The organism is Oerskovia gallyi (genome assembly GCF_014836745.1).
Taxonomy (GTDB): Bacteria; Actinomycetota; Actinomycetes; order Actinomycetales; family Cellulomonadaceae; genus Oerskovia; species Oerskovia paurometabola.
Map to the genome: position 1 here is coordinate 324,822 of NZ_JACSQE010000002.1, position 12,990 is coordinate 337,811.

7 protein-coding genes, 1 pseudogene and 1 riboswitch are annotated in these 12,990 nt (G+C 72.0%); of the genes and pseudogenes, 1 reads left to right on the forward strand and 7 read right to left on the reverse strand.

Going from position 1 to position 12,990, the window contains the following annotated elements; translation table 11 throughout:
• Window positions 1-44: 44 nt before the first annotated feature.
• From H9640_RS03915 to H9640_RS03925, 3 genes and pseudogenes are all read right to left on the reverse strand, one after another.
• Window positions 45-2,123, reverse strand: a pseudogene (locus H9640_RS03915) (MMPL family transporter); the annotation flags it as partial.
• A gap of 178 nt (window positions 2,124-2,301) precedes the next feature.
• Window positions 2,302-5,613 (reverse strand): family 16 glycoside hydrolase, encoded by a 3,312-nt coding sequence (locus H9640_RS03920; protein WP_318243629.1) that lies wholly within the window; start codon window positions 5,611-5,613, stop codon window positions 2,302-2,304.
• Between the two features lie 174 nt (window positions 5,614-5,787).
• Window positions 5,788-6,432 carry a winged helix-turn-helix domain-containing protein gene (locus H9640_RS03925; RefSeq protein ID WP_318243630.1) on the reverse strand — a complete coding sequence of 215 codons (645 nt, stop codon included), beginning with the start codon at window positions 6,430-6,432 and terminating at the stop codon, window positions 5,788-5,790.
• A 53-nt stretch (window positions 6,433-6,485) separates the two neighbouring features.
• Between H9640_RS03925 and H9640_RS03930 the strand changes: the two genes are divergently transcribed.
• Window positions 6,486-7,781, forward strand: a complete 1,296-nt coding sequence (locus H9640_RS03930; RefSeq protein WP_191789402.1) for an MFS transporter — start codon at window positions 6,486-6,488, stop codon at window positions 7,779-7,781.
• Between the two features lie 21 nt (window positions 7,782-7,802).
• Here the strand turns inward: H9640_RS03930 and H9640_RS03935 are convergent, their stop codons facing one another.
• From H9640_RS03935 to glyA, 4 genes are all read right to left on the reverse strand, one after another.
• Window positions 7,803-8,606, reverse strand: coding sequence for an exodeoxyribonuclease III (locus H9640_RS03935; RefSeq protein ID WP_191789403.1), 804 nt, complete (start codon window positions 8,604-8,606; stop codon window positions 7,803-7,805).
• Between the two features lie 121 nt (window positions 8,607-8,727).
• Window positions 8,728-10,191: an MFS transporter gene (locus H9640_RS03940; protein ID WP_191789404.1), complete on the reverse strand. Its 1,464-nt coding sequence runs from the start codon at window positions 10,189-10,191 to the stop codon at window positions 8,728-8,730.
• Window positions 10,192-10,289: 98 nt separating this feature from the next.
• Complete coding sequence (locus H9640_RS03945) at window positions 10,290-11,183, reverse strand: bifunctional methylenetetrahydrofolate dehydrogenase/methenyltetrahydrofolate cyclohydrolase (protein ID WP_191789405.1); 894 nt, start codon at window positions 11,181-11,183, stop codon at window positions 10,290-10,292.
• A gap of 113 nt (window positions 11,184-11,296) precedes the next feature.
• A complete protein-coding gene (gene glyA / locus H9640_RS03950) occupies window positions 11,297-12,580 on the reverse strand; it encodes a serine hydroxymethyltransferase (RefSeq protein ID WP_191789406.1) in 1,284 nt (427 codons plus the stop codon).
• A 79-nt stretch (window positions 12,581-12,659) separates the two neighbouring features.
• Window positions 12,660-12,750: riboswitch (ZMP/ZTP riboswitch) on the reverse strand.
• Between the last annotated feature and the right edge of the window lie 240 nt (window positions 12,751-12,990).

Genomic DNA, 12,990 nt, shown 5'->3' on the forward strand with positions numbered 1-12,990 from the left:
CCCACCTCGTCCGGCCCGACGCCGAGGCCGTGGCGCGTCCGCGCACCCGGGAACCACCAGTTCCAGCGCCCCAGGAGCGACATCGAGGCCGGGAGGAGCAGGCCGCGGACGATCGTGACGTCGAGCAGGACAGCGACCGCCATGCCCACCCCGATCTCCTTCATGGCCACGAGGTCACCCAGCGCGAAGCCCGCGAACACGATCCCGATCGACACGGCCGCGACCGTGATGACGGGACCGGACGCCACGATGCCCGCGAGGACCGCGCGGTCGTTCGCGCGGCGGTCGTCCCCCGTCCGACGGCGCCACTCCTCCGCGATGCGCGCGAGGAGGAAGACCTCGTAGTCCATCGACAGGCCGAACAGGAAGACGAACAGCAGCGCCGGACTCGTGGCGTCGATCGTTCCCGTGGGCTCGAAGCCCAGGAACCGCGCACCCCAGCCCCACTGGAAGACCGCGACCAGGACCCCCAGCGACGCGGTCAGGGCGAGCAGGTTCAGGACCAACGCCTTGAGCGGGACCACGACCGAGCGGGTGAGCCAGCCCAGCAGGAGCATCGCGGGCAGCACGACCACGGCGAACGCCCAGGGCAGCCGGTCGCGCGACTGCTGCGTCGCGTCGACCAGCTCGGCCGCGGGGCCCGCGACCTGCACCGAGAACGGGACGTCGAGCGCCCGCACGTCCCGGACCACGGCCTGCGCCGTCTCGTCCGTCGCGGTGCCCACCGGGGTCACCTCGGCGACCGTCACGTCGGGCGGGAAGTCGGTGAGGTGCTCGACGTCCTCGACACCGGGCAGCGCGTAGACCGCGTCGAGGAACGACTGGACGCCGGGATCCTCGACGGGCGCCCCCAGCACGAGCTCGACCGGCTGGACGCCCAGGATCTCGAAGTCCTGCTCGATCCTCTCCTGGGCAACCCGCTCCGGCGTCCCCGGGGGGAGCGAGCGGGCGTCCGAGGCGCCCAGCGCGAGCGACGCCAGCGGCGCGCTCAGGAGCAGGAGGACCGCAGTCGACCCGAGCGTCACGGCCACGGGGCGGCGCTGCGCGAACGCCGCGGACCGGGCGAGCAGACCGGAGCCGCGCCCCGTGCGGCGGCGGGCCCAAGTCCGGGTCCGCGCGGCCGGGATCGACGCGCGCAGCACCGCGACCAGGGCAGGCACGAGCGTGAGCCCGGCGAGCGTCGTGAGCGCCACCACGAGCAGGCCGCCCAGCGCCATGCTCGCGAGCAGGGGGTCCGCCAGGACGAGCAGCCCACCGAGCGCCGACGCGACCGCGAGCCCCGAGACGAGGACCGCCCTGCCCGCGGTCGACACGGTCCGGGCCAGCAGCTCCTCGAGCGGGGCCCCGGGCGCCGCCTCACGCTCCTCCCGGAACCGCACGATCACCAGGAGGCTGTAGTCCACCGCCAGGCCGAGGCCCAGGAGCGTCACGACGTTGACCGCGAACTCGCTCACGGGCACCGCTCCGGCGAGCGCGCTCAGCGCGAGGAGGGAGGCCGCGATCGACGCGAGCGCGGCGACGATCGGTGCCAGCCCGGCCCGCAGGCCGCCCAGCACGAGCACCAGCACGACGCACAGCACCACCAGGGCGACCGACTCCCCCACCACGGCGTCGGCCGTGGCGATGTCGGCGAACGTCCGCTCGGCCATGAGCTCCCCGCCCACGACGACCTCAGGGGCGTCGATGGTCTGGAGAGCAGCCGCCACACGGTCCCCGACCTCGAGCGCCTGCTCGTCCGTGAGGTCGGGGTCGAGCTCGACCACGACGAGCGAACCGAGGCCGTCGTCCGAGATCAGCCCACCGGACGTGAAGGCGTCCGAGACCTCCAGGACCCCCGGCATCTCCCGGACCTCGTGCATCACGCGGCTCCCGCTCTCGACGAGCGAGGGCGTGAAGAAGTCGACCCCGCCGACGACCGCCGTGAGCGTCTCGCCCTGCGGGTCGAGCTCGTCGAGCAGGGCCTGGGCCCGGGCCGACGGCGCGCCGGGCGGCAGGCTGTCGACCGTCGTCGTGCGGTCGAAGACCCCGCCGCCGATCACCGCGCCCAGCAGGGCGAGCACTCCCCACAGGGCGAGGACGGCGATGCGATGCCGGGCCATGACCCGTCCCAGGTGCGCGAGCATGGGTCGACTACCTCCCGACGACACGGTGGGACGTCGTCGTCGACGCCCCGGCAGATGGTGACAGACGCTGCGCCGCAGCAGCAAACGAGGCTGCGCCTGTCGTGGTGGGTGCGTGGTTCGGCTGCGACACGCCGGGCGTGTCGCAGCCGAACCATGCACTCAGCGAGGAGCTGTCACGTCAGCCACAGCTCGACGCGTCGTAGGCCGTCTCGACCACGACCTCCTTGTCCCCCGCGCTCGCCGTCACGGTCGCCGCCCCGGCCTCGATCGAGGTCGAGCGCGTCGCGAACGTCTGCTGGGCGGACTTGCCCGGCAGGACCCCGACCATGGTCTTCTTGCCGAACGGCGTGCTGAGCACGACGTCGACCGGCACCGTGTCGTCGTTGACGGCACGCACGTTGAGCGTGACCTTGCCGGCCACGCACTTGGGCTGGACCGTCACCGACACCGCGAGCTCGGGCTCGGCCTCGGCACCCAGGTCCTTGACGCGGATGTTGCGGTAGGAGACCGTCTCACCGGCGCCGTGGTTCTGGATGCCGATGAACCCGTTCGACAGGTCGCGCGCCGGGTCGGTGCTCGTGAAGTCGTTGACGAGCACGTCGTTGAGGTAGATCCGGATGCGGTCGCCCTCGACACGGATGTCGTACGCGTTCCACTGCCCGACGGGCTTGAGGGCCGCGCTCACGGCCGCCGCGTCCGCACCCTGGAACGTGTAGATCGCGCCCGTGGTGCGGTCGGCCGCGTCGCTCGCGTCGATCTGGATCTCGTACCCCTGGTTGACCGCGACCCAGGGGTCGTTGCCGGGGTTCGGGAAGCCGACGAACACGCCGCCGTTGTCGTCCTTGACGAGCTTCCAGTCGAGCTTGAGCGAGTACTCCTCGAGCTCCTGGGCCGTGTACCAGAGCAGACCCATGCCGCCGTTGGTGCGGATCGAGCAGTCGTCCTGGCGGCCGAACGTCCCGGAGCCCGCGAGCTTCCAGTCGGCCAGGCTCGCGAGGGTGCCGTCGAAGATGCCGCGGTAGCCGTCCTCGACGTCGGCCGGGGAGCAGATGTCGGGGTTCTGCCCGATCGACAGCACGTCGAGGTTCACGTTGCCCTGGTCACCCTGGTCGTACTTGAGGGTGATCGTGTTGTGCCCCGCCGTAAGAGCGACGTCGCGCGTGATCGTGTCCCAGACCTTCCAGTCGCCGGTCGTGGGCAGCGTCCACGGGCCGACCTTCTGGCCGTTGACGTAGAGCGACACGTCCTTGGAGCGCAGCTCGGTGTACGGGTGGATGCCGTTCGCGTAGCGCAGGTTGAGCGGGTAGGTGCCCGCCTCGGGAACCGTCACGGCGAACGTGCGGCCGGAGCCGACGTTCTGCATACCGGCGGCGAAGCCCGTGCCGGAGTAGTTGCTGTGGTCCGAGCCGAGGCTCGAGCCACCGAGCGGCTGCGCCTCCTCGGCCTCGTACCAGCCGCGGTCCGCCGGGGCGACGTAGCCGGGCAGCGAGTTGAGCGTGTACCAGGCCTCGGTGCTCAGGAGCTCGGCACCCTCGTCCGAGGCGAACGGGCGCGGGGAGCGCAGGTGCACGACGTGGCCGGGCTTGAGCCCGTCGACCGTGAGGGTGACGGTGGTGCGGTCCTCGGACACGGTGGCGTCCGTGACGAACAGCGGCTGCTCGTCGACCTTAGGTCCGCCGTATTGCTGGGTCGGCACGTAGCGCCACTGCGTGAGCTTGTAGGCGTCGGCCAGCTTCGCGACGACGGCGTCGGACACCGGGTCGGTGTACTCGATCTCGAACCCGCCCTCGACGACGCGCATCTCCACCATGTCGAACGAGTCCTCGTTCACCGTCGCGAGCTTCTGCAGGCCGAACCGCAGCTTGCCGGACTCGCCCCAGTTGCCGCCCTCGCCCGTCCCGCCGACGTACAGCGCGCCGTCGGGGCCCGTGATGACGCGGTTGGCGCCCACCTCGAGGCCCGCGGTGTGGCGGAAGACCGCCCCCTGGAACTCGCCGTCGACCTTCTCGAGGAACGCGCGCTGGAGACCGCCGTAGGTGACGTCGCCGAGCAGCATCTGCCCAGCGAACTCGCCGTCCTGCACGAGGATCGGATTGCCTGGGGAGTTGGCGATCTCGTTCTGCGGGAGCCACAGCGCGGGCTGGGACACGGGGTTCGCGTCGAACGGCCCGGCCGGGGTGGTGAAGTGGTTGAAGAACTTGTCCTGCTCGATGTGCACGAGCTTGTTCGCGGGCAGCCACGCGCCCTGGTTGTCCGTCCCGAAGATCTCGCCCTCGGGGCCGAAGCCGATGCCGTTCGGCGTGCGCAGGCCGCCCGCGACGTAGGTGACCTCGCCCGTCGCGCGGTCGATCTTGATCGACGTGCCACGGTTGGCGGCGGGCTGCGGGGTGGTCGTCGCGCCGCCGTTGTCGATCGCTACGGAGAGGTTGACGTAGAAGTAGTTCTCGTCGTGGATCAGGCCGAACGCGAACTCGTGGAAGTTACCCCCGTCGGGCCACCCCGCGATCTTCGTGTGCGTGTCGTAGAAGCCGTCGCCGTCCGGGTCGGTGAGCTGCGTGAGCTGGTACCGCTCGGAGACGAAGATCGAGTCCTCGATGACTTCGATGCCCATCGGGTTGAGCAGCTTGTCCGCGACCTTGGTGACCGTGACGTCCTCGGGTCCGGTCGCGTCGATCACGCCGTCGAGGAGGTACACCTCACCGGTCGTCGGGTCGGGCCGCCAGCCGCCGGAGCTCACGTCGCCCGTGGTCACGACGGCGAGCTTCTCGTCCGGCGTGAACGCGAGGCCCGAGACCTTGGGCTCGAAGCCCGCGGGGCGCAGGTCGATCAGCTCGTAGTTCGGGTTGACCGTGTCCAGGCGCAGCCCGTCGCCCGAGGTGTCCGTGGCCCCCTCGCAGTACTTGTTGCCGGGCGCGGTGACCCGCACGACGTTCGCCTCGGTGCTCAGGGCAGACGTCGGGACGACCTGGAACGTCGAGGACCCCGGGGTCTTCCACGCGAGCGTCAGGCGCTGCTTGTCGGTGCCCTCGTAGTACTCGACCCGCAGGTCGTGCGCCCCTGCGGTCAAGGTGATCGCCCCCTCGACCGACGTCGAGTCGTTCGGGCCGTCGTTCTCGAGGAGGAGCTGGTCGTCGACGTAGACGAGCGCGCCGTCGTCGTTGGTCACGCGGAACGTGTACTCGCCCTCGGCGGGAACCGTGAGCGTCGCGAGCGCGTGCGTGATGAAGCGGTCCGACGCGCCGAACTGCTCGGGCGTGCTCCAGTCGATCGTCGGCATGAGCTTGTCGACGTTGGGCGTGGTTCCCGACTTGAGGGTGCACACGGACCCGGGGTCCTGGGCGAGCTGGAAGGTACGGAGCGTGACGCCCGGCTCCATCTCGGTGTCGGCCGCCTGGGCGGAAGGGAGCGCTCCGGCGAAGGCGAGCGGGACGAGCAGCGAGGCTCCGAGCAGGCCTGAGAGGCCTCTTCGATGACGTGAGGGGATTCGCACTGGAGATCTTCCTCCTTGAAGACGAGTCAGCGTTGACTCTCGGACCCTAAGGAGGCTTTTGTCTTCTGTCAACCAAAAGTTGCAAGTTGTCAGGCAGATTGAGACCGGACGATCCGGCTCCGCCGCGTTGAGTGCATGATCCTGCTGCGACACGCCCGGCGAGTCGCAGCGAGATCATGCACTCGGGCGCGGGTCGCGGCTCGTGTCGTGGTGGATCGCGACGAACACCGACCACGGCTCGCCGTCGGCCACCGGCTCACGCTGCCGGAAGTCCTCGAGGACCTCGTTGAGGCGTCGCGAGAGCTCGTCCCGCCCCTCGGCGTCGAGCCGCAGGCCGAGCCGCCCCATGTCGACGGTCGCAGGATCAGCCACGGCCAGCTCCTCCAGGAACGCGTCGAGCAGCACGCGGTGACCACCCGGCCCCAGGTCCGCCGTCCACGACCTGCCCGTCGCGAGGTACGGCACCTCCCGCGCCCCGCGCGCCCCCGTGCGCTCGGGCTGCGCCGCGAGAAACCCCCGCGCGACGAGCGTCCGGACGTGATGGAGCGTCGTCGCCGGGTTCTTGCCGAGCACCTGGGCGATCTCCTTGTTGGTCCGCGGTTCGTCGAGGCAGATGCGCAGGATCCGCACCCGGAGCGTCGACGCCAGAGCGCGCGCGTCGGCGTCCCGCTCGGCGACCGAGTCGCCACCCGTCGGCAGGTCGGCAGTCGGCGCGTGCGCACCGCGCGCGGCACCGCCGGCCACAGGAACTGGCGCCGCCGCGCCGGCCACGGGCTCGGACACTGGCGGCGTGGGGCGAGTAGCACGATCCGGGGTCACCCCCACAGGCTAACTGATTGACATTCCTCAATCACTTGCACCAGGCTGCCCCCATGACGCCCGACGAGCCCGCGCCGAGCACCACTGCTCCCCCGCGCAGCCTGGTCCACCATCGCGACTTCCGGCACCTGTGGGGCGGGGACGCGCTGGGCCAGCTCGGCGCCCAGCTCACGGGGTTCGTCCTGCCGATCTTCGCCGTGTCCCACCTGCACGCGAGCGAGTGGCAGATGGGCGCCCTCAACGCCGCCGAGACCGCGGCCTTCCTCCTGCTCAGCCTGCCCGCGGGTGCCTGGGTCGACCGGATGCGCAAGCGCCGGGTCCTCGTCACCGCCGACCTCGCGCGTGCCGCGATCCTCTCGGTCGTGGTCGTCGCCGCCCTGACCGGCCACGCGAGCATGGGACTGCTCATCGGCGCGGCCGTCGTCATCAGCACGTTCAGCCTCTTCTTCGACGTCGCGCACCAGAGCTACGTACCCGGCCTCGTCGGGCTCGACCACGTCGTCGAAGGAAACTCCAAGCTCCAGGCGACCCAGTCCGTCGCGATGATCGCCGGACCCGCGATCGGCGGCGTCGCGCTGCGCGTGCTGTCCGCACCGCTCGTCATGGTCGCGACCGTCTGCACCTATCTCGCGAGCGCGCTCGCCGTCTCGCGGATCCGCCACCACGAGGACCTCCCCGACCCGGCGGCACGACGCCCCCTGCGCACCGAGATCGCCGAAGGGCTCCGCTTCGTCGCGAGCGAGCCCCTGCTCCGCCGCATCCTCGCGTGCACGTCGCTCGGCAACCTGGGCGGCGCGATCGGCAACGCGGTCGTGGTGATCTTCGCGCTGCGCACGCTCGACGTCGGGACGGCGACCTACGGCGTCGTGCTGTCAGCGAGCGCGGCCGGCGGGCTGCTCGGTGCGGTCCTCGCCGACCGGACGGCACGGTGGGTCGGCCCGGCGCGGGTCATCCCCGCCTCAGCGGTGTTCACCGGGGTCTCGTACGCGATCACGCCCGCGGCAGCCTGGGTGGCGGCCACGGGCGCCGCCGATGCACTCGTAGCGGTCGTGCTCGTCGTCGGGGGCTTCGTGTTCAACCTCGCCGTCGTCGTCTACAACGTCGCGCAGGTGAGCTTCCGCCAGCGGCTCTGCCCGCCCGCGCTGCTGGGGCGCATGAACGCCTCGGCTCGGTTCCTCGTGTGGGGCCCCCTCCCGATCGGCGGACTGCTCGGCGGGTGGATCGGGACCGTGTGGGGCGTGGCGCCCGCCCTGTGGGTCGGGGCGCTCGTCATGTCGCTCGGGGCACTGCCCGTGCTGCTGTCACCGTTGTCCCGCATGAGCGAGCTGCCCGTCCCGGCCCGCGACTGACGCTGGGGCGGGAGCGTCCCGTCAGTGGTCGTACGTCGCGACCAGCGCGGCATGGTCGCTCCAGCGGCTCTCGTAGTCGTCGGCGCGGTCGACCTCGACCTTGACCGCGCGCTCGGCGAGCGCGGGCGTCGCGAGCTGGTAGTCGATGCGCCACCCCGAGTCGTTGACGAACGCCTGCCCGCGCCACGACCACCAGGTGAACGGCCCGGGGCCCTCGCCGCCGTGCTTGCGACCGAGGTCGACCCAGCCGAGCTCGTCGAACCAGGTGTCCAGGTAGTCACGCTCCTCGGGGAGGAAGCCGGCCGACTTCTGGTTGCCCTTCCAGTTCTTGATGTCGACGTTCTTGTGCGCGATGTTCACGTCGCCCGCGACGACCGCGAGACCGCCCGCTGCGGAGAGCTCGCGCAGGCGCTCGGTGACCTTCTCGAGGTAGGCGTACTTCTCGTCCATCTTGGGCGTGCCCGCGGTGCCCGAGTGGATGTACGTCGAGACGACCGTGAGCCTCTCGCCCGACGGCAGCTCGAGGTCGGCCTCGACCCAGCGGCCCGTGTCGACCGGAGGCTCAGGCTCGCCCTTGCCCAGCCCGACGCGCACTGCCGTCACGGGCAGGCGCGACGCGACCGCGACACCGGCCCGGCCCTTGATGTCGCACGCCTGGTGCGCGATGTGCCAGTCCTCGCCCACGAGCTCGTTCAGGATCTCGTCAGGCGCGCGGACCTCCTGCAGCAGCATGACGTCCGGGGTGCGCGACGCGACCCAGGCGTCCATCCCCCGGCGGTAGGCGGCGCGGATCCCGTTGACATTGGCTGTAGCGATCGTGAGCACCTCGACATCAAACCCCACGCCACCCACACGAGCGAAAACCGCGCGGCGAGACGCTGGTCACGGCCCACCATGGCCGGCCCGTGGCCGCACGGCACGTGTCAGAGCGAGCGAAACCCCCGCATCACGCTGGTTCTGACAGGTCCTCCGGCAGCGACGCCTCGCGGAACCTCCCCGCGAGCAGCACCGTCGCGAGCGCCAGCACGGCCAGCACCCCGAACCCTGCGCGCAGCGCGTCGGTCGTCGCGAAGACCCCGGTCATCGCGCCGCCGAGCACCGCGCCGACGTACGTGAAGACGTTGAGCCTGGCCACCGCGCGGTCGGTCGCGTCCTCGACCGTCGGGAGGTCCGTGCTCGGCCCCGCGGCACCGACCGTCGCACCGGCCCCAGCACCGGCCCCCGCGACGGCCTCCGCCGCCCGGTCGCCCGCGGCCGAGAACGCCATGGGCGCCACGACCCCGAGCCCCAGCCCGGTCGCGGCGAACCCCAGCACCGCGAGCGGCCACACGGGCGAGACCGCGACGAGCCCGAGCCCCACGACGCCCACGGCGCCTCCGAGCGCCACGACCCGCACGCGCCCCCAGCGTTCGACCGCCCGGTCTCCCAGGAGCCGTGAGCAGATGAGGGTCGCCTGGTAGGCGCCGAAGCCCAGCGGCCCGACGACGGCGCTCGCCCCGAGCACGCCCTGCAGGAACGTCGCGCCCCAGCTCGAGACCGCGGAGTCCGCGACGGGGAAGGCCAGCATCGCGATGCCCAGCACGATCACGGTCCCGGCGCCCACCATGCCGGTCGCGCCACGAGCGCCGGCCGCAGCGGCAGCGCCGACCCCCGCCTCGCCCTGGCCGGTCACCGCGGACCCGACGGCCGACCCGGCGGCGGGAGCGACGCCGTCGGGCAGCTGGCTCCCGCCCCCCGCCGCAGGCCCCCCGGAGGACCCCGCGACCGCGACCGCCGCGGTCCGCGAGAGCAGCCCCGCCCGCAGCACGAGCACCGCCACCGCGACCACCCCCGCCACGAGAGCGAGCGACACGGGCAGCGCGAGCCCTAGGGCCGCAGCCCCCGAGACCGCGAGCGAACCGACGACCCCGCCCGCCGCGTTGGCCGCGAAGAACGCCGCGATGAGGCTGCGCCCGTAGGCGCGCTGCACGTCGATGCCCTGCATGGACGTCGACGCGTCGACCGACCCGAGCGCGAGACCGTACACCGCGAACGCGAGGAAGAACGTCGCGAGCAGCCCTGCCCCTGCGCTCAGCCCGACCGCGAGGATCCCCGCCGCCGCGACGAGGAGCCCGCCCGTCACGACGCGCGCCGACCCGAACCGGGCCGCGAGCCACCCCGACAGCGCGCTGCCCGTCGCCGCGCACACGCAGACGCCGAGGATCACGAGCGTGATGACGTCGGGGCCGATGCCGAGGTAGCGCTCGTACGTCGGGACGTTGGTCAGCATCACGGCGAACCCGAAGCCCTGCGCCGCGTACGCGGCCGTGGCGCTGCGGCGGGCGCGCCGGACGGACGGGGGGACGGCGAGAGGCGCAGGGACGAAGGCCGCGATGCCGTCGTCCCCCCCTGCCCGGGACGCGGGGGTCATGGCGGAACACTAGTCCTGCGCAGCACCACCGCACGACAGGACGTCAGGAAACGACGGGACGGGCGCGACCCGCAGGTCGCGCCCGTCCCGGGAACGGGTCAGGCGCTGGCGATCCCCGCCGCGCGCTCGGCCGAGTCCACGACGTTCGCGAGGAGCATCGCGCGCGTCATGGGCCCGACGCCGCCGGGGTTGGGCGAGATCCAGCCCGCGACCTCGGCCACAGCCGGGTCTGCGTCACCGACGACGCGGCTCTTGCCCGTCTCCTCGTCGACCTCGCGCGAGACGCCCACGTCGATCACGACGGCGCCCGGCTTGACCATGTCGCGCGTGATGATGCCCTTGACGCCAGCCGCCGCGACCACGACGTCGGCTCGGCGGACCAGTGCCGCCAGGTCCTGGGTGCCCGTGTGCGTGAGCGTGACGGTCGCGTTGACCGCGCGGCGCGTGAGGAGCAGGCCGATCGAGCGGCCGACGGTCACCCCGCGCCCCACGACCACGACCTCCTTGCCCGCGAGCGAGACGCCGTGGCGCTCGATGAGCTCGATGATGCCACGCGGCGTGCACGGCAGCGGCGACGTGACGTCCTCGTTGACGCGCAGCACGAGACGCCCGAGGTTGGTCGGGTGCAGGCCGTCGGCGTCCTTGTCGGGATCGATGAGCTCGAGCACGCGGTTGGTGTCGATGCCCTTCGGGAGCGGGAGCTGCACGATGTACCCGGTGCACGCGGGGTCGTCGTTGAGGCGGCGGACCGCGGCCTCGATCTCCTCCTGCGTGGCCTCGGCGGGCAGGTCCTCGCGGATCGAGGAGAGCCCGATCTCGGCGCAGTCGCGGTGCTTGCCCGCGACGTACCACTGCGAGCCCGGGTCGTCGCCGACCAGGAGGGTGCCGAGGCCCGGCACGACGCCGTGCTCGGCGAGGGTCACGAGACGGGTCTTGAGCTCGGCCTTGATGGCGGCGGCGGTGGCCTTGCCGTCCAGGATCTGCGCGGTCATGGGGGGCTCCTCGAAGTCTGGCGGGGGCTGAACAGACCGCTGAGTGCGGAGCAGTTGTCGCGGATCGGCCGGATCGGCGACAAGTACTCCGCACTCAGCGGGTCGTGCGTGACTTACTGCGACAGTCCCGGGTACAGCGGGAAGTCGGCCGTCAGCTTGCGCACGCGAGCACTCAGGCCCTCGACGTCCGCGCCGGCACCGGCCTTGAGGGTCGCAGCGATGATCTCGGCGACCTCCGTGAACTCGGCGTCCCCGAAGCCACGGGTCGCGAGCGCGGGCGTGCCGATGCGCAGGCCCGACGTGACGCGCGGGGGACGCGGGTCGAACGGCACGGCGTTGCGGTTCACGGTGATGCCCACGGCGTGCAGGAGGTCCTCGGCCTGCTGGCCGTCGAGCTCCGAGTGGCGCAGGTCCACGAGGACCAGGTGCACGTCGGTGCCACCGGTGAGGACCGAGACCCCCTTCTCGGCGACGTCGGGCTGCGCCAGGCGGTCCGCGATGATGCTCGCGCCGCGCAGCGTGCGCTCCTGACGGTCCTTGAAGTCGTCCGAGGCGGCGATCTTGAACGACACGGCCTTCGCAGCCACGACGTGCATGAGCGGGCCACCCTGCTGACCCGGGAACACCGCGGAGTCGATCTTCTTGGCGTACTCCTCCTTGGAGAGGATGAAGCCCGAGCGGGGGCCGCCGATGGTCTTGTGGACCGTCGAGGACACGACGTCGGCGTACGGCACCGGGGACGGGTGCAGACCCGCGGCGACGAGGCCGGCGAAGTGCGCCATGTCGACCCAGAGCTTCGCGCCGACCTCGTCCGCGATCTCACGGAACGCCGCGAAGTCGATGTGGCGCGGGTACGCGGACCAGCCGGCGATGATCACGTCGGGGCGGGTCTCGAGGGCCGTCTTGCGGACCTCGTCCATCTCGATGCGGTACGACTGCGGGTCCACGCCGTACGCCGAGACGTCGTACAGCTTGCCGGAGAAGTTGATCTTCATGCCGTGCGTGAGGTGGCCGCCGTGCGCCAGCTCGAGGCCGAGGATCTTGTCGCCCTTGTTGATGAGGGCGTGCAGGACGGCCGCGTTCGCGGTCGCGCCGGAGTGCGGCTGGACGTTGGCGTGCTCGGCGCCGAACAGCGACTTGGCGCGGGCGATCGCGAGGTTCTCGGCGACGTCGACCTGCTCGCAGCCACCGTAGTAGCGGCGGCCCGGGTAGCCCTCGGCGTACTTGTTCGTGAGGACCGAGCCCTGCGCCTGCAGGACGGCGCGCGGCACGAAGTTCTCCGAGGCGATCATCTCGAGGGTGTCGCGCTGGCGCGCGAGCTCACCGTCGAGGACCGCGGCGATCTCCGGGTCCACCTCGAGCAGGGACTGGTTCAGGACGTTCGGCTGAGCGCTCATGCGTCTCCTTGGGTGTGTCTGCGGATGACGGTCTCGCGGGAGGGCATACCCCGTCCGGGCACGCTCCCCACAGGGGGCGACCCGGGGCCCAGGCGAACGACCCGTCGTCTACACAGCATGCCGCTCCCCGGTGGTGATCCACCATTCCCGTCCGTCCCGCGGCCTCCCCTGGGGCGGCGTGCGGGGCGCGGGTGCGCCAGTCGCGACGAGCACGATCCTAGCCCACGTCCGCGCGCCGCGGCAGTGGCGACCGTCACGCCCGGCCGGTTCCTCCTGCCCGACGGCGGAGCGCACGTCGGGCGGGCACGTCACGCTCGGCGAGCGGGCACGTCGCCCTCGGCGGAAGGGTGAGCGAGCGGCGCCGTCGGGCCCGGGGACGACGCAGCGGGGTGCGCGCGGTCCCCACCGCG